The sequence below is a fragment of the Gordonia sp. SGD-V-85 genome, from assembly GCF_001456905.1.
Classification (GTDB): Bacteria; Actinomycetota; Actinomycetes; order Mycobacteriales; family Mycobacteriaceae; genus Gordonia; species Gordonia hongkongensis.
Window position 1 is genome coordinate 49,632 of record NZ_LNQO01000019.1, and the last position, 19,711, is coordinate 69,342.

General features: G+C 69.0%; 18 protein-coding genes. 12 read left to right on the plus strand and 6 right to left on the minus strand.

All coding sequences use genetic code 11. From position 1 onward, the window contains the following. Nucleotides 1-56 precede the first annotated feature (56 nt). Nucleotides 57-1,139 carry a glycerate kinase family protein gene (locus AS181_RS19020; RefSeq protein ID WP_058253101.1) on the minus strand — a complete coding sequence of 361 codons (1,083 nt, stop codon included), beginning with the start codon at nt 1,137-1,139 and terminating at the stop codon, nt 57-59. 226 nt (nt 1,140-1,365) lie between these two features. Here AS181_RS19020 and AS181_RS19025 point away from each other — a divergent pair, with 226 nt between their 5' ends. Genes AS181_RS19025 through AS181_RS19035 form a run of 3 tightly spaced genes read left to right on the plus strand, consistent with a single transcriptional unit; the run spans nt 1,366 to nt 4,715 of the window. Then, nucleotides 1,366-2,055 (plus strand): DUF3043 domain-containing protein, encoded by a 690-nt coding sequence (locus AS181_RS19025; RefSeq protein WP_058253102.1) that lies wholly within the window; start codon nt 1,366-1,368, stop codon nt 2,053-2,055. Between the two features lie 3 nt (nt 2,056-2,058). Then, nucleotides 2,059-3,900: a nicotinate-nucleotide--dimethylbenzimidazole phosphoribosyltransferase gene (gene cobT / locus AS181_RS19030; RefSeq protein ID WP_058253103.1), complete on the plus strand. Its 1,842-nt coding sequence runs from the start codon at nt 2,059-2,061 to the stop codon at nt 3,898-3,900. Nucleotides 3,901-3,917: 17 nt separating this feature from the next. After that, on the plus strand, nt 3,918-4,715 hold the full coding sequence (locus AS181_RS19035) for an adenosylcobinamide-GDP ribazoletransferase (protein ID WP_058253104.1): 798 nt from the start codon (nt 3,918-3,920) through the stop codon (nt 4,713-4,715). 16 nt (nt 4,716-4,731) lie between these two features. Here AS181_RS19035 and AS181_RS19040 read toward each other — a convergent pair whose 3' ends face one another. Together AS181_RS19040 and gcvT are read right to left on the minus strand one after the other, a co-directional pair. Then, entirely contained in the window at nt 4,732-5,838 is a 1,107-nt protein-coding gene (locus AS181_RS19040; protein ID WP_058253105.1) for a branched-chain amino acid aminotransferase, read from the minus strand. A gap of 91 nt (nt 5,839-5,929) precedes the next feature. After that, nucleotides 5,930-7,039 carry a glycine cleavage system aminomethyltransferase GcvT gene (gene gcvT, locus AS181_RS19045; protein ID WP_058253144.1) on the minus strand — a complete coding sequence of 370 codons (1,110 nt, stop codon included), beginning with the start codon at nt 7,037-7,039 and terminating at the stop codon, nt 5,930-5,932. A gap of 109 nt (nt 7,040-7,148) precedes the next feature. Between gcvT and AS181_RS19050 the strand changes: the two genes are divergently transcribed. The 6 genes from AS181_RS19050 to AS181_RS19075 all read left to right on the plus strand — a co-directional run bounded on the left by AS181_RS19050 (nt 7,149) and on the right by AS181_RS19075 (nt 14,301). Further along, nucleotides 7,149-8,696: a leucyl aminopeptidase gene (locus tag AS181_RS19050; RefSeq protein ID WP_058253106.1), complete on the plus strand. Its 1,548-nt coding sequence runs from the start codon at nt 7,149-7,151 to the stop codon at nt 8,694-8,696. Nucleotides 8,697-8,938: 242 nt separating this feature from the next. Continuing rightward, nucleotides 8,939-10,750: a 2-oxoglutarate dehydrogenase, E2 component, dihydrolipoamide succinyltransferase gene (gene sucB / locus AS181_RS19055; protein WP_058253107.1), complete on the plus strand. Its 1,812-nt coding sequence runs from the start codon at nt 8,939-8,941 to the stop codon at nt 10,748-10,750. Between the two features lie 37 nt (nt 10,751-10,787). Beyond that, nucleotides 10,788-11,687 carry a TIGR01777 family oxidoreductase gene (locus AS181_RS19060; RefSeq protein WP_058253108.1) on the plus strand — a complete coding sequence of 300 codons (900 nt, stop codon included), beginning with the start codon at nt 10,788-10,790 and terminating at the stop codon, nt 11,685-11,687. Beyond that, nucleotides 11,680-12,399, plus strand: a complete 720-nt coding sequence (lipB, locus tag AS181_RS19065; RefSeq protein ID WP_058253109.1) for a lipoyl(octanoyl) transferase LipB — start codon at nt 11,680-11,682, stop codon at nt 12,397-12,399. Before AS181_RS19060 ends, lipB begins: the two co-directional genes overlap by 8 nt. Continuing rightward, nucleotides 12,396-13,484 carry a lipoyl synthase gene (lipA, locus tag AS181_RS19070; protein ID WP_058253110.1) on the plus strand — a complete coding sequence of 363 codons (1,089 nt, stop codon included), beginning with the start codon at nt 12,396-12,398 and terminating at the stop codon, nt 13,482-13,484. The genes lipB and lipA overlap by 4 nt, the downstream gene beginning before the upstream one ends. Nucleotides 13,485-13,560: 76 nt before the next feature. Next, nucleotides 13,561-14,301, plus strand: coding sequence for a DUF4191 domain-containing protein (locus AS181_RS19075; RefSeq protein WP_058253111.1), 741 nt, complete (start codon nt 13,561-13,563; stop codon nt 14,299-14,301). A 171-nt stretch (nt 14,302-14,472) separates the two neighbouring features. On the opposite strand, the gene AS181_RS19080 is transcribed toward AS181_RS19075, so the two are convergent. Further along, nucleotides 14,473-14,979: an RDD family protein gene (locus AS181_RS19080; RefSeq protein WP_058253112.1), complete on the minus strand. Its 507-nt coding sequence runs from the start codon at nt 14,977-14,979 to the stop codon at nt 14,473-14,475. Between the two features lie 322 nt (nt 14,980-15,301). On the opposite strand from AS181_RS19080, the gene glnA reads away from it, so the two are divergent. Both glnA and AS181_RS19090 read left to right on the plus strand, forming a co-directional pair. Next, nucleotides 15,302-16,735, plus strand: coding sequence for a type I glutamate--ammonia ligase (gene glnA, locus AS181_RS19085; protein WP_010841141.1), 1,434 nt, complete (start codon nt 15,302-15,304; stop codon nt 16,733-16,735). Between the two features lie 141 nt (nt 16,736-16,876). Then, nucleotides 16,877-17,131 carry a hypothetical protein gene (locus AS181_RS19090; RefSeq protein ID WP_058253113.1) on the plus strand — a complete coding sequence of 85 codons (255 nt, stop codon included), beginning with the start codon at nt 16,877-16,879 and terminating at the stop codon, nt 17,129-17,131. A gap of 36 nt (nt 17,132-17,167) precedes the next feature. On the opposite strand, the gene AS181_RS19095 is transcribed toward AS181_RS19090, so the two are convergent. Both AS181_RS19095 and AS181_RS19100 read right to left on the minus strand, forming a co-directional pair. Next, entirely contained in the window at nt 17,168-18,226 is a 1,059-nt protein-coding gene (locus AS181_RS19095; RefSeq protein ID WP_058253114.1) for a zinc-binding dehydrogenase, read from the minus strand. A gap of 143 nt (nt 18,227-18,369) precedes the next feature. Continuing rightward, entirely contained in the window at nt 18,370-19,329 is a 960-nt protein-coding gene (locus AS181_RS19100; protein WP_058253115.1) for a cyclase family protein, read from the minus strand. A 173-nt stretch (nt 19,330-19,502) separates the two neighbouring features. Between AS181_RS19100 and AS181_RS19105 the strand changes: the two genes are divergently transcribed. Continuing rightward, complete coding sequence (locus tag AS181_RS19105) at nt 19,503-19,688, plus strand: hypothetical protein (RefSeq protein WP_058253116.1); 186 nt, start codon at nt 19,503-19,505, stop codon at nt 19,686-19,688. Nucleotides 19,689-19,711: the final 23 nt, after the last annotated feature.

Here is a 19,711-nt window from a genome sequence, read left to right on the forward strand (position 1 = left end):
GACGGGCGTTTCCAGGAGGTCGGCACCCGATTCGGCGGCACGGCGCGACGCCGAGGTCAGCCCGGACCGTCCGCCGCCCAGAAGTCGGATGCGACCGACGTCGCGAGCGCGACGAGCTGGTTCTCCGCATCGTTCATCGCGACCTCGACCGATCCGGCGATGTCGACGATCGCGTACGCGGCCGCGACACCGGCCGCTCGGATCTCGTCGGGGCCCAAGGCGACCTGACCCGCGAGGACGATCGTCGGCGCACCCGCGCCCCGGGCGCCGATCGTCGAGGCCGCGTCGTGCAGTGCGGCGACCACCTTGCCCCGGAGCGTCTGGGCGTCGAACTTCCCCTCTCCGGTGACCACGACATCGGCCGCGGCCACCTCGGCCGCCAGCCCGGTCGCCTCCGCGACGACGGTGGCACCGGACACCCGGGTACCGCCGAGCGCGAGCAGCGCCGCACCCAGCCCGCCCGCGGCGCCGGCGCCGGGCTCATCGGCGACATCCCGGTCGGCGAGCGCACTCAACACCTGTGCCCAGTGGGCGAGGCGCGTCTCGAGCAGTTCGACCGTCTCCGGGTCGGCGCCCTTCTGCGGACCGAAGACGGCGGCGGCTCCCGACGGCCCGAGCAGCGGGTTCTCCACATCGGACGCCACCACCAGATCCACACCCCGGAGTCGCTCCTGGGCGCGGTCGCCGCCGCCGAGGGCTTCCACGAGGCCGGCGCCGCCATCGGTCGTCGCACTGCCGCCGAGACCGATCACGATCCGCTCGGCCCCGCGCGCCAGCGCCGCCGCGACGAGTTCGCCGACTCCGCGGGTATCGGCCGCCGTCGCCGTCCGCGGCGTCGGCGTCCCGCCCAGCTGGTGCAGACCGCACGCCTGGGCGCACTCGATGTATGCGGTCGACGCGTCGTCGAGAAGCCATCGCGCGATGACCCCCGCCCCGAGCGGACCGGACACCGGTTCGGCGATCACGGTCCCGAACCGCGACGCGAGCACGTCGACGAAGCCGGGTCCGCCATCCGACTGCGGAGCCACGACGAGCTCGTCCCCATGCCGTGCCGCACGCCACCCCCGGGCGATCGCCCGAGCCGCGACCACCGCGGACATGGTGTCACCGAACGAATCCGGCGCGATCAGGATCCGCACCGGGATCCCGCTGTCGGCCCCGTGGGTGCTCCACCGCGCTGCGCGCCGTTCCCGGTCATGAGCACGGAGTGTAAGTGGCCGAACCCGACCCGGCAGCGCGACACCGACGCTGGACGGATCCGCGATACACCGCGCGAAGCCGCAGATGCCGAGTCCGCCGGGGTGACCACCCGAAAGCGACGACCACGCGTTTGTCTCGCAACATCGATCACCTAGGCTCTACAGCGTGAAGCTGCCATGGAAGAAGGACGACACCCAGGCGGATTCCGGCGACAGCTCGGTCTCCACCTACACCGCCGACGACGAGTCCGGCACCGACGTCGCGCCCTCCACCAAGGGCAGCAAGTACACCCCGGGCAAGGGTCGTCCGACGCCGTCTCGCCGACAGGCCGAGAACAAGCGACGCGGTCCCGTCGCTCCGCCCCCGACGAACCGCGCCGAGGCGCGCGCCCGCAAGAAGGAACTGAAGTCCACGCTCTCCAAAGAGGAGAAGCGCGCACTTTCCGCCGAGCGCCGCGAGAAGCGGCTCCAGCAGCGCGAACGGATGATGGCCGGCGACGAGGCCTACCTGATGCCGCGCGACAAGGGCGCCTCGCGGCGCTACACCCGCGACATCGTCGACGCCCGACGCAACTTCGCCGGGCTGTTCATGCCGTTCGCAATCCTGCTGATCGTGTTGATGTTCCTGGTCCCGCAGGCAGCGGCGCTGACCAACCTGATCCTGGTCGCCTTCGTCGTCCTGATGGCGGCCGACGGTGTGATCCTGGGCCGCATGGTCAACCGGCGGGTCGCCGAACGTTTCCCCGAGTCCAGCGACGGCGGTTTCAAGCTGGGCTGGTACGCGTTCACGCGCGCGATGCAGCTGCGCAAGATGCGCGCCCCCAAGCCGATGGTCTCGCCGGGCGACGAAGTCTGATCGATGACCGATCGCGCAGTGCGCACCCTCGTCCTCGGCGGCGTGCGCTCGGGTAAGTCCGCGCACGGAGAGTCGTTGCTCGACGGCCACCGTCAGATCCGCTACCTGGCCACGGGCCCGCTGACGTCCTCCGACGGGGAGTGGATGGACCGGGTCCGGCTCCATCGCGAACGCCGCGACGACCGGTACACGACGATCGAGACGACCGATCTCGGCCAGGCCCTGCGCGCCGCGCCCGACATCCCGGCCCTCGTCGACGACCTGGGCAACTGGCTCACCGCGCAGATCGACGCCGTCCACGGTTGGACCTCGCGTTCGGAGATCGACCTCGACGGCCGGATCGACGACCTCTGCGATGCCCTGCGCACGATGTCGGCCGACGTGGTGATCATCAGCCCGGAAGCCGGCCTCTCGCTCGTACCGCCCACCCCCGCCGGACGGGTGTTCCAGGACCTGCTCGGGACCCTCAACGTCCGGGTCGCCGAGGTGTGCGAGCGCGTCGATCTCGTCGTCGCCGGCCGGGTCCTGCATCTCCCCGCCGGAGCACCCGCCGACGAGGCCGCGAGCCCGCGCGCAGCCGGCGCGGACCCGACCGGCAACGCGGACCTGGCGTCGAACACCCCGACGACGACTCCGCCCGCCACCGACGACTCCGCCCCGACGCCGCCGAGCACAGCAGCGGCCGCGGTGGCCGCCGTGGCAACCACTTTCGGCGCAGCACCCGAACCTGTTGCGGGCGTGGGCGTCTCGGAACGGACCCGGCCCGACCCCACGGACGCCGAGGTGTTCGCACCGATCGCGCCGCCGGACGAGGCGGTCGCGCAGGACGCGCGGAAACGGCAGGCGGTACTCACCAAGCCGCCGGGGTCGCTGGGCCGCGTCGAGGAGATCGGCGTCTGGATCGCCGCCTGCCAGGGGCAGTGTCCGCCCGCGCCACTCATCTCCCCCACCGTCGTCGTCTTCGCCGGCGATCACGGTGTCGCACGCGGCGGGGTGTCGGCGTTCCCACCCGAGGTGACCGCGCAGATGGTCGCCAACATCGCCGCGGGCGGTGCCGCGGTGAACGTGATGGCGGGCCGTGTCGGCGCCGCGGTGAAGGTCGTCGACATGTCCGTCGACGCCGACACCCCGCCGGAACTGTCGCGGTACAAGGTCCGTCGCAGCAGCGAAGACCTCCGCACCACCGACACCATCAGCCTCGCCGAGGCACGCGCGGCGCTGGCCGCCGGCCGTGCCATCGCCGACGACCTCGTCGACTCGGGCACCGACCTGCTCATCGCCGGCGAGATGGGCATCGGCAACACCACCCCGGCGACTGTCCTCATCGGCGCGCTGACCCGGCGCGAGCCGGTCGAGATCGTCGGCCGGGGCACCGGTGTCGACGACGCCGGATGGATGCGGAAGACGGCCGCGATCCGAGACGGAATGCGTCGCGCGCGCAAGGTCATCCACGACCCCCTCGCGCTGCTCGCCGCGGTCGGCGGCGCCGATCTCGCCGCCACCGTCGGCTTCCTCGCCCAAGCGGCGCTGCGTCGGACGCCGGTCATTCTCGACGGCGTGGTGATCACCGCCGCGGCGATGGTCGCCAACGAACTCGCACCGGGCGCGATGCGCTGGTGGATCGCCGGACACCGATCGGTCGAACCCGCCCACCAGATCGCGCTCGACCACCTCGATCTCGTTCCGGTACTTGACCTCTCGATGCGCCTGGGCGAAGGCAGCGGTGCCGTCCTGGCACTGCCGATCGTGCAGTCGGCAGCAGACCTGCTCGGCTCGATGGCCACCTTCGAGGAGGCGGGGGTGTCCGACCGGGAGGCCGAGCACGCCACCGTCGAGACGACCTGACGCCGAACCGCTCCGAGATGATCTCGCCGATCCGGGCGCTGCGAACCGCGTTCAGCTGGCTCACGGTGGTACCCGTCGGTGGTCACGCAGACGCTTCCGCACCCGACCGGGAGCTGGGAGCGGCGGTGATGGCGTCGGTCCCGGCGATCGGCGCTGCCCTGGGCGCGGCGTCGGCGGGACTGGCTTTCGGGCTCGCGCGGACCGACCTCCCGGCGCTCACGGCGGGCGTGCTGATCGTCGTGCTGCTCGGCGTCGCCACCCGGGGCATGCACCTCGACGGGCTCGCCGACACCGCGGACGGACTCGGGTGTTACGGGCCGCCCGATCGTGTCACCGAGGTCATGCGCAGCGGCACCGTCGGACCGTTCGGCGTCGCGACGCTGGTCCTCACGCTCGCCGTGCAGTCGACCGGGTTCGCCGCACTCACCGATCAGTGTCGTTGGTATGAGCTCGCTTTCGCGATCGCCCTCGGGCGGCTCGGCGCAGTCGTCGGCACCCGGCGGTCTCTGGAACCGGCCCACCCCAACGGTTTCGGCGCCCTGGTCGCGGGGACCCAGCGCACCTCGGTCGCCGCGTGGTTCGTCGTGGCCCTGCTCGCAACCGTGCCGCTCGGACTGTCCGCCAACGGAATCGACGGCGGCCACGTCGAGGTGGCCGCCGTCGTCCAGGGGTGTGCGATCGTGCTGGCCGTGACCGCCTTCGCATGGTGGTTCACGAGGCACTGCGCTCGCCGGATGGGCGGGATGACCGGCGACGTGCTGGGCGCGACCATCGAACTCGGGGTCGCGATCGGTGTCGTCGGCGTCCTGCTCTGAGGCGTCGTGGCGCCGCTCAGCGGCGGTAGAGCTCTGTCATCCACCCGTGGGTGTCGGCGAAGGTCCCGCGCTGGATGCCGGTCAGGGTGTCACGCAACGCCTGCGTCACCTCACCGGTCTCACCGTTGTTGATGGTGTAGTCCTCGCCCTCACCCTTGACCCGGCCGACCGGGGTGATGACCGCGGCGGTGCCACAGGCGAACACCTCGGTGATGTCGCCCGACGCCACGCCCTTGCGCAGCTCCTCGGTGGTGATCTTGCGTTCCTCGACCTCGAAGCCCGCATCGGTGGCCAGCGTCAGCAGCGACGAACGGGTGATGCCGGGCAGCAGTGAGCCCGACAACTCGGGGGTCACCAGCCGGGCGTCGGCGCCCGAGCCGAACACGAAGAACAGATTCATGCCGCCCATCTCCTCGATGAAGCGGCGTTCGATCGCATCGAGCCACACGACCTGGTCGCACCCCTGCTCGGTGGCCTGCCGCTGAGCGAGGAACGCGGCGGCATAGTTGCCACCGCACTTGGCGAATCCGGTTCCGCCCGGTGCCGCGCGGACATACTCGGTGGACAGCCAGACACTCACCGGCTTGATCCCACCGGCGAAGTAGGCGCCCGCCGGCGAGGCGATGACCGAGTAGATGTAGCTGGAGGACGGGGCGTTGACGCCGAGGCTGGCCTGCGACGCGAACATGAACGGACGGAGGTAGAGCGCCTCTTCGCCGCCGGCGGCGGGCACCCACTCGTTGTCGGCCTCGAGCAGCGCCTTGAGCGAGGCGATGAAATCCTCGACCGGCAGCGCGGGCATCGCGAGCCGCTCCGCGCTGCGCTGGAGACGAGCGGCGTTCGCCTCGGGGCGGAACGCGGCGATCGAACCGTCCGGCTGCCGATAGGCCTTGAGACCTTCGAACACCTCTTGGCCGTAGTGCAGAACCGTGGCCGCGGGGTCGAGGGCGATCGGACCGTACGGCTTCACCGTGGCGTTGTGCCAACCCACCCCTGCGTCGTAATCGATCATCACCATGTTGTCGGTGAAGTGGCGCCCGAATCCGGGGGCGGACAGGATCTCCGCGCGCCGGCCCTCAGACACCGGGTGCGGATGCTCGGTACGGTTGAACTCCAAGGTCATCACGCCATCGTACCGCCGGGCACAAAAGCATTTCCCGGCCCGGTCGGCTGACCCCCGGGGCTGCGTGGGACGTCGCGCGAGGGCCCGCAGGTCACACGTGCGACGGCACGAACGGCGGGATCACGACCTCGCACGCCAGGTCCCGCCCGCGGACGTCGACGACGACCTCGTCGCCTTTGCGCACCCCGGACGCCGTATCGAGCAGTGCCAGTGCGATGCCCTGTTTGAGGGTGGGCGAGAACGTCCCCGACGTACAGGTGCCGATCTGCTGGTCCTTCTCTGCCAGGCGGACCACGCACCCCGCACGCGGTACCCCGCGGCCGGTCGCCCGCAACCCGTACAGACGACGCGTCGGTCCGGCCTCCTTCTCGGCGATAAGGGCGTCGCGTCCGAAGAACGACGGCTTGTCCCAGCCGACCGCCCAACTCGACCTCGCCTGCACCGGCGAGATGTCGGGCCCCAGCTCGTGGCCGTGCAGCGCATACCCCATCTCGGTGCGCAGGGTGTCCCGCGCGCCCAGGCCCGCAGGCAACCCGCCGGCCGCCGTGATCGCCTCCAGCAGGACGTCGAACACGGCGCCCGCATCGTCCCACCGCGGCACGATCTCGTACCCGCGTTCACCGGTGTATCCGGTGCGGCACACGCGGACCGGTGCCACGCCGTCGGCGGTCGTCAGCTCGGCGTCGGCAAAGGCCATGTACTCCATGTCGGCGGGCAGTGCCAGCCCGGCAAGGATCTCGGGCGACTTCGGGCCCTGCACCGCGAGCACGGCCAGGTCACGGTGCTGGTCGGTGATCGAGATCCCTTCCGGCGCAATCGCTTGCAGCTGGGCGACGACGGACGCGGTGTTCGCCGCATTGGGCACCAGGAAGACCTCGTCCTCGCCGACGAGGTAGGCGATCAGGTCGTCGACGACACCACCGGAGTCGTTGCAGCACAACGTGTATTGCGCCTTGCCCGGCACGATCTTGCCGAGGTCGTTGGTGAGCGTCGAGTTGACGAAGGCCGCCGCACCCGCGCCGGACACCAGTGCCTTGCCGAGGTGGCTGACGTCGAAGATGCCCACGCTCTCCCGCACCGCGGCGTGCTCGGCGACCGTGCCGGAGTACGACACCGGCATGTTCCAGCCGCCGAACTCGGCGAAGGTGGCCCCCAGTGCGGCATGACGGTCGGCGATCGGCCCGGCGAGGAGTTCACTCATGCCGCCCACGCTATCGGGCGACCCCGCCGGCCGGGCACGGACGCGGCGTTCGTCTGCACGTCCTCCCACTGGGGCTCGGCACCGCCGGAGCTGTGGCAGAGTTGACCGGGTGAGCAAGAACGACACCGTCGACCGCACGCGCGGCCCCGAACTCGAACTGTCCACCTCGATCGGCAAGGACGACTCCGCCCTGGTCATCGGCCTGATCAGCGCCTCGTCCCCCGACGATGCCGAGAACGCCGACCCCACAGCCGAACCGACCCTCGCCATCGGCGACGGCATCCTCGACGACGCCCAGGCCGCCGCCATCACCGCTGCTCTCACCGCCCTCGGCGCGACCGGGACCCACGGCGAGGTCACCCGGACCGCGGCCCCGGAGTCGCTGCCCGTCGACATCGTCGTCGCCATCGGCCTGGGCGATGCCGACAACCTCGACGACGCCGACCAGGTCCGGCAGGCCGCCGGTGTCGTCGCCCGCGAACTCGACGGTCACGAGTCGGTCGCCACCACGCTCTCGGCCGTCGACCTGGCTGCCGCCGCCGAGGGACTGTTCCTCGGCGCCTACCGGTTCGACGAGTTCCGTTCGGACAAGTCGAAGCCCAAGAAGACTCCGCCGCAACGCATCACACTGCTGGTCGAATCGAAGTCCAAGGAGGCCAAGGCCGCTGTGGAGCGCGCGGTCGCCGTGGCCGACTCGGTCGCGATCGCCCGCGACTTCGTCAACACCCCGCCGAGCCACCTGTATCCCGAGGAGTTCGCCGCCCGCGCCCGCACCCTCGGCAGCAAGGCCGGGCTCAAGGTCGAGATCCTCGACGACAAGCAGCTGGAGGCGCAGGGTTACGGCGGGATCATCGGCGTCGGCAAGGGCTCGTCCCGGCTGCCGCGCCTCGTCCGGCTGACCCACACCGCGAAGAAGTCGCCGAAGAAGGTCGCGCTCGTCGGCAAGGGCATCACGTTCGACACCGGCGGTATCTCGATCAAACCCGCCGCCAACATGGACGCGATGACCTCGGACATGGGCGGCGCGGCCGCGGTCATCGCGGCGACGATCCTGGCCGCCCGGCTCGATGTCGACGTAACGGTGATCGCCACCGTCCCCATGGCCGAGAACATGCCGTCGTCGACTGCGCAGCGCCCCGGCGACGTGCTCACCCAGTACGGCGGCCGCACGGTCGAGGTCCTCAACACCGACGCCGAGGGACGGCTGATCCTCGCCGATGCCATCGTGCGGGCCTGCGAGGACGATCCCGACTATCTCATCGACACCGCGACCCTGACCGGCGCCCAGATGGTGGCACTCGGCACCCGGACACCGGGCGTCATGGGCACCGACGGGTTCCGCGACCGGGTCGCGGCCCGGTCGGCCGATGTGGGTGAGAACGCCTGGGCGATGCCGCTCCCCGCCGAGCTGCGCGCAGACCTGAAGTCCCGCGTCGCGGATCTGGCGAACGTGACCCCCCACCGCTGGGGCGGGATGCTCGCCGCGGGCATCTTCCTGAAGGAGTTCGTGCCCGAGGACGTGCAGTGGGCCCACATCGACATCGCCGGTCCCGCCTTCAACACCGGCGGCCCCTGGGGTTACACGACGAAGGGCGGTACGGGCGTCCCCGTCCGGACCATCGCGGCCGTGCTCGAGGACATCGCCGCGAACGGCTGAGAACACCTTCGGCGAGCCGCGGCCGAGACCGGTGCCGCGGCCGCCGGCGAATCGTTACCGACGAGTACGAGCCGAACCGAGTCGGCGGCTCACCGTACGGGTAGGGTTGGCCGCGGGGATGAGCGGCTGATCCGCCACTCATTTGCGCGGTCTTCAACCGCCTCCCGACCCCCGTGCCCACGGCGCACACACCACTGGGCATCACCTACAGACCACCACGTCGAGTTCAGGAGTTCACAACGATGGCCTTCTCCGTCCAGATGCCCGCCCTTGGTGAAAGTGTCACCGAGGGGACAGTCACCCGGTGGCTGAAGGAGGAGGGCGACACCGTCGAGGCCGACGAGCCCTTGCTCGAGGTGTCGACCGACAAGGTGGACACCGAGATCCCGGCCCCCACTTCGGGTGTGCTGACCAAGATCATCGCGCAGGAGGACGACGTCGTCGAGGTCGGCGGCGATCTCGCCCTGATCGGTGACGCCGACGAGGCCGGTTCCGACGACTCCGGTTCCGACGATTCCGATTCCGACGCCGCCGGCGGCGGCGACGAGCCGACCGAGGCCGCCCCCGAACCCGAGCCCGAGCAGGCCGCCGAGGAGCCGTCCGTCGACGAGGACGCGCCCGCCGAGAAGCCCACCGCCGACACCGGCTCGGGCTCGGCCGAGGGCACCGACGTGCTCATGCCCGAACTCGGCGAGTCGGTCACCGAGGGCACGGTCACCAACTGGCTGAAGGCCGTCGGCGACGAGGTCGCCGCCGACGAACCCCTGCTCGAGGTCTCCACCGACAAGGTCGACACCGAGATCCCCTCGCCGGTCGCCGGCACCCTGCTCGAGATCCTCGCGCAGGAGGACGACGTGATCGAGGTCGGCGGCAAGCTCGCCGTCATCGGTGATGCCTCGGCGGCTCCGTCGAAGAAGGAGCCCGAGCCCGAACCGGAACCCGAGCCCGAGCCCGAGCAGGAGTCCGCGCCGGAGCCGGAGCCCGAGCAGGCGCCTGCCCCCGAGGAAGAGCAGAAGCCGCAGCCGAAGGCCCAGGAGTCCAAGGCCCCCGAGCCCAAGGCACAGGCCGCGGAGAAGTCCGACCCGCCGACCGTCGAGTCGACCCCGTACGTGACGCCGCTGGTGCGCAAGCTCGCCGCGGAGAACAACATCGACCTGAATGCCATCAAGGGCACCGGTGTCGGTGGCCGCATCCGCAAGCAGGACGTGCTCGCCGCGGCCGAGGAGGCCAAGGCCCCGGCGCAGGAGTCCGCCCCCGCCGCCAAGCCCGCGGGATCGTCGGCGCCGGCCGCGTCGTCGGGCTCGCCGGAGATCCGGCCCGAGCTCGCCGAGTTGCGCGGGACGACGCAGAAGATCAATCGCATCCGTCAGATCACCGCGAAGAAGACCCGCGAGTCGCTGCAGCAGAGCGCACAGCTCACCCAGGTCTTCGAGGTCGACATGACCCGCATCGCCGGACTCCGCAAGGCGGCGAAGGAGAGCTTCAAGGCGTCCGAGGGCGTCAACCTGACGTACCTGCCGTTCATCGCGAAGGCCGTCGTGGAGGCGCTGAAGGCGCATCCCAACGTCAACGCGTCGATCGACGAGGACAAGAAAGAGATCACCTACTACGACAAGGTGCATCTCGGCATCGCCGTCGACACCCCGCAGGGGCTGCTGTCGCCGGTCATCCACAACGCCGACGACCTGTCGATCGCCGGTCTGGCCCGCGCCATCGCCGACATCGCGTCCCGGGCGCGCTCCAACGGCCTCAAGCCCGACGAGCTCGCCGGCGGCACGTTCACCATCACCAACATCGGAAGTCAGGGCGCGCTGTTCGACACCCCGATCCTGGTGCCGCCGCAGGCGGCGATGCTGGGCACCGGCGCGATCGTCAAGCGCCCGGTCGTCATCACCGGTGAGGACGGTTCGGAATCAATCGCGGTGCGGTCGATGTCCTACCTGCCGCTGACCTACGATCACCGTCTGATCGACGGCGCCGACGCGGGCCGCTTCCTCACCACGGTGAAGAAGCGTCTCGAAGAGGCCGCCTTCGCCGCGGACCTGGGCCTCTAGCCCAGATCTCCTTCGGACGGCACACCGAGGACACAGAATGCGCATCGCCGTCGCCGGATCATCGGGACTCATCGGCAACGCCCTGGTCAACTCGCTGCGCGCGGCGGGCCACACGGTCACACGTCTGGTCCGCCGCGAGGCACGCGCCGATGACGAGTTCAGCTGGGATCCCGAGACGATCGGCGTCCCGCCGGAGAGTCTCGACGGCGTCGAGGCGGTGGTCTCGCTGGGCGGCGTGGGAGTCGGCGACGGTCGCTGGACCGGCCGGTTCAAACAGGAACTCCGGGACTCGCGGATCACCCCCACCGAACTGCTCGCCGAGGCCGTCCGCGATCTCGGCATCCCGACGTTCGTGAGTGCCAGCGCCACGGGCTATTACGGGAACACCGGTGGCCACGCCGCGGTCGAGACCGACGGCCCCGGCGAGGGATTCCTCGCCGACCTGGTCGTCGACTGGGAGCGCGCCGCCACCGCCGGCGTCGGCGCGGACACGCGTCTGGTCCTGCTCCGTACGGCGCCGGTCCTCAGCACCCAGGGCGGCCTGCTGGGCAAACTCCGGCCGTTGTTCAAGCTCGGGCTCGGCGGACCGATCGGCGACGGCAAGCAGTACTTCTCGTGGATCAGCCTGATCGACGAGATCCGCGCCATCGAGTTCCTCCTCGACTCCGACCTGTCCGGACCGGTGAACCTGAGTTCGCCGGGCGCCGTCCCGTTCGGTGAGTTCACCTCGGCTCTGGGCCGGGCCGTGCACCGCCCGACGATCCTGCAGGTACCCGCCTTCGCGGCGCGCCGGGTCGGCGGCGAGATGGCCGAGGAAATGATTCTGTTCAGTCAGCGCGTTACACCCAAGGTGCTGACCGATCACGGATTCACCTTCACCCATCCCGGTGTCGACGAGGCCCTCGCTTACGCCACCGGTTCCACCAGTCATGACTGAGCGGCCGATCCGCGGGAGTGCCGAACCGGTCGAGGTCCGCCATCTCGGCGTCGTCGACTACCAGACGGCCTACGACCTGCAGCACGGCCTGGCGACCGACCGCGCCGACGGCGTCCTGGATCACGACGTGCTGCTCCTGCTTGAGCATCAGTCCATTTACACGGCGGGCAAGCGCACGGAGGACGCCGACCGGCCCACCAACGGCGCGCCGGTCGTCGACGTCGACCGCGGCGGCCGGATCACCTGGCACGGACCGGGACAACTCGTCGGCTATCCGATCGTGAAGCTCGCCGAGCCGCTCGACGTCGTCGAGTACGTGCGTCGCCTCGAGGCGGCCCTCATCTCGGTCTGCGCCGGTCTCGGCGTGACCACCGGCCGCGTCGACGGACGTTCCGGCGTGTGGATCACCGACGACGCCGGGGAACGCAAACTCGGACAGATCGGTATCCGCGTGGCACGCGGCGTGGCCCTGCACGGATTCGCACTCAACATCGACCCCGACATGTCGGCGTTCGAGGCGATCGTCCCCTGCGGGATCGCCGACGCCGGGGTCACGTCCCTGGCCCGCGAACTGGGGCGGCCGTTGTCGGTGGCCTCTCTGCTCGACGTCACCGCCGATGCCGTGCTCACCGCGCTCGACGCCACTGCGAGCCCGGTCGCGTCGGCACAGTCCTCTCCATCCACTTCTGCGAGCGTAGGATCGATCCAGTGACCGCGTCCCCCATCACCCCCGGACCCGGTGCCCCCGAAGCCACACCCTCGGCCTCGGCATCCGCACCACAGACCCCGACCCCGGCCCCTGAGGGCCGCAAGCTGCTCCGGCTCGAGGTGCGCAACGCGCAGACCCCCATCGAGCGCAAGCCGGAGTGGATCCGCACCCGCGCGACGATGGGCCCGGAGTTCACCGAACTCAAGGGCCTGGTCAAGCGCGAGGGTCTGCACACCGTCTGCGAAGAGGCCGGCTGCCCCAACATCTACGAATGCTGGGAAGACCGCGAGGCGACGTTCCTCATCGGCGGCGAGCAGTGCACCCGGCGCTGCGACTTCTGCCAGATCGACACCGGCAAGCCCGCCGAACTCGACCGCGACGAACCGCGTCGTGTCGCCGAGAGCGTCCAGGCGATGGGCCTGCGCTACTCGACGATCACCGGCGTCGCCCGCGACGACCTGCCCGACGAGGGTGCCTGGCTCTACGCCGAGACCGTCCGCGCGATCCACCGCCTCAACCCCGGTACCGGTGTGGAGAACCTCATCCCGGACTTCCACGCCAAGCCCGACCTGCTGGCCGAGGTCTTCGATGCCCGGCCCGAGGTACTGGCGCACAACCTCGAGACCGTGCCGCGCATCTTCAAGCGCATCCGCCCGGCCTTCCGCTACGAGCGGTCCCTCGAAGTCCTCACCGCCGCACGTGATTTCGGCCTGGTGACGAAGTCGAACCTCATCCTCGGGATGGGCGAGACCCCGCAGGAGGTGCAGTCGGCGATCGTGGATCTACACGAGGCGGGCTGCGACATCCTGACCATCACGCAGTACCTGCGTCCCTCGCCGCGGCATCATCCGGTCGAGCGGTGGGTCAAGCCCGAGGAGTTCGTCGACCACTCCGAGTTCGCCGAAGAGATCGGGTTCGCCGGCGTCATGGCGGGTCCGCTGGTGCGGTCGTCGTACCGGGCGGGCCGCCTGTACGCGCAGGCGATGGCCCATCACGGTCGCGAGATCTCACCGGCTCTCGCGCACCTGGCGGCCGAGGGATCGGCCAGCCAGGAGGCCTCCAGCCTGATGGCACGCCTCGCCCGCTGACGCCCCGCGCGTCCGGTGATCATCGGACGGTCACCCGATGCCCCGATCGCTCGATCCACGGACGTAAACTGGCCTCATGGCAAAGGCGCAGGTGAGCAAAGAGGTCAAGGCCGAGAAGAAGAAGGCCCGTAAGGCCGCATCGAAGGAACGGCGCCAGCAGCTCTGGCAGGCCTTCCAGATGCAGCGCAAGGAAGACAAACGACTCATCCCCTACATGGTGGGTGTCATCGTCCTGTCGATCGCGGTCTTCACCGCTCTCGGATTCGTCCTCGGTTCGCCGTGGCTGCTGATCCCGCTCGGCGTGGTGCTGGGCATCCTCGGCGCCTTCATCCTGTTCGGCCGCCGCGTCCAGAAGAACGTGTACACCAAGGCCGAGGGACAGCCCGGCGCCGCCGGATGGGCACTGGGCAACATGCGCGGGCAGTGGCGGGTCAAGCAGGCCGTGGCCGGCACCTCCCAGCTCGACGCCGTGCACCGTGTCATCGGCAAGCCGGGCATCATCCTGGTCGCCGAGGGCTCCCCGACCCGCATCAAGTCGCTGCTCGGCCAGGAGAAGAAGAAGGTCGCGCGGGTCGTCGGCGACACCCCGATCTACGAGATCATGGTCGGCAACGACGACGGCCAGGTCCCGCTGTCGAAGCTCGAGCGGCACCTCAACAAGCTGCCCAGCAACATCGACCGTAAGCGGATGGAGACCCTGGAAGGCCGGCTGTCCGCCCTCGGCAGCAAGGCTCCCGGCCCCGGCATGCCGAAGGGTCCCCTGCCCGCGAACGCCAAGATGCGCAGCATGCAGCGGACGGCGCGCCGCCGCGGCTGACGCTTCCGCCCACTCCGTCGACGGAGCGCCCGATCCCGTTGACTGTGCATCGATTTACGTCGACTGTGCACCGGGTTCGACGAGCGACGACCTACGACGAAACCCACCACCGATCACGATTTGGTGGTGGGTTTCGTCGACGAGTGGCTTGTGCGCCGGATCGGGTGCTGCTCAGCGGGTCCGGACGAGCGCGGTGCCGGTTGCGCGGTCGTGCAGAGCGCGTCCGTTGTAGTCGTTGATCAGGGCCGGGACCAGGAAGATCATCAGCAGCTGGCGGAAGAAGGCCCGGACGATCCCGACCGCGGCCGGGCTCTGCTCGCCGGTCGCTTCGGCGGTGTTGCGCTCGACACCGTAATCCACTCGCGCGACCCGCATCCCGATGACGAGCTGGCCCGGGGTGAACCCGAACAGCGTCACCGCGAAGATGCCCATGACGAACCACACGCCCATCTGCGCGGTGCCCAGATGCGGCGAGTTGAAGCCACCGAAGAACGCCATCGCGAGCCCACCGGCGATCAGCCAGTCGACGAGCAGGCCGGCCACCCGCGGCCAGCCGGTGGCCAGCGACCCGGGACCGCTCTCCGGCAGGCCGAGATCCTGTCCCCGGTACTCGTTGTCCACGCCGTTCTCGGGACCGATCTGCGGTCCCGACAGCCAGGAACCCGTGACTCGTCCCATCGGTGATGACTCCTCTCACGCGACCGCGCAACCCCCTCGGTCCGCGTCGTCGCCGCACTGGGAACCATCGTAGTCGCTGGTTGTCGTGACCCGTCCCGCCCGTTGGCCCCTGCCGCTAGGGTTGGGATGCGCCGAGTGCGACGGCCCCCGATCACGCTGTGTAGCCAACACCACTGCGCGTGTAACACGGGGGAAACACGGACTTGACGCATGGGCAACTTCGCCTCCATACGGTTGCCGCTGAGATCCGCTGCTGTTTCTCAGTGGCGGATGTGGCGTGTCCCCATACACGGACCACCGATCACGAAGGAGTCACCGCACGGTGTACAGCAGTAAAGAAGAACTACTCGAGGGCATCAAGAAGGAAGGTGTCGAGTACGTCGACATCCGTTTCTGCGACCTGCCCGGTGTCATGCAGCACTTCTCGATCCCCGCGTCGGCCTTCGACGAGGACGTCTTCGAGGACGGGCTGGCGTTCGACGGATCGTCGGTGCGTGGCTTCCAGTCGATCAACGAGTCGGACATGATGCTGCTGCCCGACCCGGCCACCGCGCGGATCGATCCGTTCCGCAAGGCCAAGACGATGAACCTCAGCTTCTTCGTCCACGACCCGTTCACCCGCGAGGCCTACAGCCGCGACCCGCGCAACGTCGCCCGCAAGGCCGAGGACTACCTCGCCTCCACCGGCGTCGCCGACACCTGCTTCTTCGGTGCCGAGGCCGAGTTCTACATCTTCGACTCGGTGTCCTTCGGTTCCGAGATGAACGGCACCTTCTACGAGGTCGAGTCCGAGTCCGGCTGGTGGAACACCGCGTCGCCGACCGATCCCGACGGCAGCCCGAACCTCGGCTACAAGGTCCGCCCGAAGGGTGGGTACTTCCCCGTCGCACCGTACGACCACTACGTCGACCTGCGTGACGAGATGTCCACCAACCTGCAGAACTCGGGCTTCGAGCTCGAGCGCGGCCACCACGAGGTCGGCACCGCGGGCCAGGCGGAGATCAACTACAAGTTCAACACGCTGCTCCACGCAGCCGATGACGTGCAGCTATTCAAGTACATCATCAAGAACACCGCATGGCAGAACGGCAAGTCGGTCACCTTCATGCCGAAGCCGCTCTTCGGCGACAACGGTTCGGGCATGCACGCCCACCAGTCGCTGTGGAAGGACGGCAAGCCGCTGTTCCACGATGAGGCCGGCTACGCGGGCCTGTCGGACCTGGCGCGCTACTACATCGGTGGCATCCTGCATCACGCACCGTCGCTGCTGGCGTTCACCAACCCGACCGTGAACTCCTACAAGCGTCTGGTGCCGGGCTACGAGGCCCCGATCAACCTGGTCTACAGCCAGCGCAATCGGTCGGCCTGTGTGCGTATCCCGATCACCGGCAACAACCCGAAGGCCAAGCGCCTCGAGTTCCGTTGCCCGGACAGCTCGGGCAACCCGTACCTGGCGTTCGCCGCGATGATGATGGCCGGCCTGGACGGCATCAAGAACAAGATCGAGCCGCACGAGCCCGTCGACAAGGACCTCTACGAGCTCCCGCCGGAAGAGGCCAAGAGCATCCCGCAGGCCCCGACCTCGCTCGCCGCGGTCATCGACCGCCTCGAAGAGGATCACGAATACCTCACCGCCGGTGGCGTGTTCACCGAGGACCTCATCGAGACCTGGATCGCGCTCAAGCGCGAGAACGAAATCGAGCCGGTGCAGATCCGTCCGCACCCGTACGAGTTCTCGCTCTACTACGACTGCTGAGCCCAGGCTCCGACGTCGACTCGGCCCGCTCCGCGATCGCTCTCCGATCGCCGAGCGGGCCGTTTCGTTGTCGGCCGGTTCGATCCATCAATCCGCGCGAGCAGCCGTGTCCGACCGTCCCGCCGTGCGACGATGAGCCGCATGGGCACACTGCTGACGTCCGACGAGTTCGAGATCCGCCTGCTGTTCGCGGAGTCGGTCCCGGAGGTGATGCAGTTCGTCCGCGACGTGGTCCGGCAGCGCGAACCGATCGCCCTCGAGCTCGAGGGGTCGGCGCACATCGTGAATCTCGCCAACGTACGGCACTTCTCGTTGGTCGACGAGACCGACGACGTCGTAGCGGATTCCGACGAGCGGACCACGGTCGTTCTCTCCTTCGCCGAGGCCAAGGAGTGACGACCCGAGCCAGCGCCGTCGGACCAGGCCGGACCGTCAGTCGCCGGCGGCGATGATCACCTTGAGCGCGTGCTCGTCGGCAGCGTTCGCGAACGTGTCGTACGCCTCGTCGAACTGATCGAACGTGAACCGGTGGGTGATGAACTTCTCCGGGGAGATGTCCCCGCGTTCGATGCTCTCCAGGAGTTCGGGTGCGGTCGTGGCGTTGACCAATCCGGTGGTGATCGTGAGGTTGTTGATCCAGTCCCGCTCGATCGGGAAGGTGACGCTCTCCCCGTGCACGCCGACGTTGGCGACATGACCGCCGGGACGGACGGAATCGAGCGCGACGCCGAACGTCGCGGGCACCCCGACCGCCTCGATCGCCACGTCCACCCCGAGCCCGCCCCGGCTGAGTTCCTTGAGTTGCGCGACCACGTCCCCGCCTGCGTTGACGTCGATCGTGTCGGTCGCACCGAAGTCGCGCGACTGCTCGAGCCGGAACTTGTTGCCGTCCACGGCGATCACCTTCGACGCGCCGGCCGCCGACGCCGTCATCACCGACGCCAGCCCGACCGGCCCGACCCCGACGACGGCGACGACGTCGCCCTCTGCGACGGCGCCGTAGAGCACCCCGATCTCGTAGCCGGTCGGCAGGATGTCGCTGAGCATCGTGCCCTGCTCGGGAGTCACCTTCTCGGGAAGCGCGATCAGACCGTTGTCCGCGAACGGAACCCGCACGTACTCCGCTTGCGTGCCGTCGATGAGGTGGCCGAAGATCCATCCGATGCCGCCCACCGTCTGGCAGTGCGACGTCAGGCCGGCCTTGCAGAACTCGCATGTTCCACACTTGCTCACGCACGACACGATCACGCGGTCCCCGACCTTGACCCGTTCGCAGCCGGGACCGACCTCGGTGACCACACCGACGCCCTCATGCCCGAGGATCCGACCCGGCGTGACCGCCGGTACGTCGCCCTTGAGGATGTGCAGATCGGTTCCGCAGATGGTGGTCACCTCCATCTTGACGATGGCGTCCGTCGGCTCCTGCAGAACGGGGTCCGGAACGTCTTCCCACGCCTTCTGCCCGGGACCGTGATACACGAGAGCTTTCATCGCCAACTCCTGATGTGTGCGGGTATCGCGCGCAGAATAAGCACGATCGCCGTCGCGATCCGTCTCACATTGAGACGGTCCTACCGGTCCCGGACCGCATCGGGGCGCCGATCATCTCGTCCCGCGTCGACGCCGGGCGTGGCTCACTTGATCGCGACGGGGTTGACAGGAGAACCGGTGGCCTCGTTGATCTTCAGCGGCGCGGCCACGTAGAAGAACGTGTAGACCCCGTCGTCGGCGCAATCGGCGGCGAGCTTCTCGAGGTCGCAGATCTCGGTGAACGCCACGCCGAGGTTGCGCATGAGCGCGTTGTGCAGCACCAGAGCGGCGCCGTTGTTCGGGTCCACGGTCACCTCGTTCGCGATGGTGTCGGTCACGAGATTCGGTATCTCCATCTCCTGGAACCAGGACACGAGTTCGCGGGAGTAGACGAGGCCGGATTCGCAGAAGTCGCTGTAGAACTCGACGGCGTTCTCGAAGAACAGTTGCAGGTGATTGGTTCGGATCACCACGATGTCGCGCGGCTGGATCTCCGTGCCCTGGTACTCGGCACACGCGATCAGATCCTCGTGGTCGAACGTCTCGTACGGCTCCAGGTAGGCCTTACCCCGGTGACGTGCGATGTCGAGGAGCACGGCGCGACCGACCACTCCACGCTCGGCGATCGGCGCGACGCTGGCCCTCGACAAGCCCCCGATCGTGGTCCTCGAGTCGTACCCGTTCCAGATCTGGCCGTCGTACCAGACGTGGCCGAGCGCGTCGTACTGCGTGGAACCCTGGAGCGATGCGGTGAGCTTGTCGTCGGCGCAGTGCATGCCGCCGGGGAAAGCAGGCCCTTTGCCGTCATCCCAGTGCGATTCGTCAAGGGTCATCTCGCGAGTGGCAGGGCTACGACCCGGCCACACGGGGTCACCGTGGGGATCACCGATCAGGCGCTGAAGCGTGAACACCGCGCCCCGCCTGATCTGCGCCGCGCCCGCCAAGACCTGTGCGGCCGTCAGATAGTTCAGGCTGCCCACCTCGTCATCGGGTCCCCATCTGCCCCAATTGGTGGGCGAGTCGGCGAGGATCTCGCTGAGATCGGGCACGGCGGCATCTGCCATCGATTCACCTTCCGCAGGGTGTCAGCGCGCGACGCGCGCTGGATGTGCAATCGGGTGCCGAACGGCAACGCTGACGTGCGTCGAAACAGCACCCGCAATACGGCATGTGATCCGTAACACTTTTGGGACTTGTTACCCTGCCGACTCACCGAATACGACCGTAGTTTGGACGAATGACCCGTGATGTATACGTCGAAGATCTCGTACCCGGTGACCGCATCCGCCTGGAGGGCACCCCGCGAGTGGTTCGGACCACCAGTCGCGTCGACGACAACCAGCTGCGCATCGAACTCGTGAAGGGCCACGACGACCTGAGCGAGGTCGTCCTGGACCGCACCGTCAAGCTGCAGGTCAACTGACTCCTGATTCGACGATCCGACGT

What these genes read in the sequence shown, in the direction of transcription:
- cobT (WP_058253103.1), top strand. Translation starts at nt 2,059, where the DNA reads ATGACCGATCGCGCAGTGCGCACCCTCGTCCTCGGCGGCGTGCGCTCG.
- AS181_RS19035 (WP_058253104.1), top strand. Translation starts at nt 3,918, where the DNA reads ATGATCTCGCCGATCCGGGCGCTGCGAACCGCGTTCAGCTGGCTCACG.
- AS181_RS19040 (WP_058253105.1), bottom strand. Translation starts at nt 5,838, where the DNA reads ATGACCTTGGAGTTCAACCGTACCGAGCATCCGCACCCGGTGTCTGAG.
- gcvT (WP_058253144.1), bottom strand. Translation starts at nt 7,039, where the DNA reads ATGAGTGAACTCCTCGCCGGGCCGATCGCCGACCGTCATGCCGCACTG.
- sucB (WP_058253107.1), top strand. Translation starts at nt 8,939, where the DNA reads ATGGCCTTCTCCGTCCAGATGCCCGCCCTTGGTGAAAGTGTCACCGAG.
- AS181_RS19060 (WP_058253108.1), top strand. Translation starts at nt 10,788, where the DNA reads ATGCGCATCGCCGTCGCCGGATCATCGGGACTCATCGGCAACGCCCTG.
- lipB (WP_058253109.1), top strand. Translation starts at nt 11,680, where the DNA reads ATGACTGAGCGGCCGATCCGCGGGAGTGCCGAACCGGTCGAGGTCCGC.
- AS181_RS19075 (WP_058253111.1), top strand. Translation starts at nt 13,561, where the DNA reads ATGGCAAAGGCGCAGGTGAGCAAAGAGGTCAAGGCCGAGAAGAAGAAG.
- AS181_RS19080 (WP_058253112.1), bottom strand. Translation starts at nt 14,979, where the DNA reads ATGGGACGAGTCACGGGTTCCTGGCTGTCGGGACCGCAGATCGGTCCC.
- AS181_RS19090 (WP_058253113.1), top strand. Translation starts at nt 16,877, where the DNA reads ATGGGCACACTGCTGACGTCCGACGAGTTCGAGATCCGCCTGCTGTTC.
- AS181_RS19095 (WP_058253114.1), bottom strand. Translation starts at nt 18,226, where the DNA reads ATGAAAGCTCTCGTGTATCACGGTCCCGGGCAGAAGGCGTGGGAAGAC.
- AS181_RS19100 (WP_058253115.1), bottom strand. Translation starts at nt 19,329, where the DNA reads ATGGCAGATGCCGCCGTGCCCGATCTCAGCGAGATCCTCGCCGACTCG.
- AS181_RS19105 (WP_058253116.1), top strand. Translation starts at nt 19,503, where the DNA reads ATGACCCGTGATGTATACGTCGAAGATCTCGTACCCGGTGACCGCATC.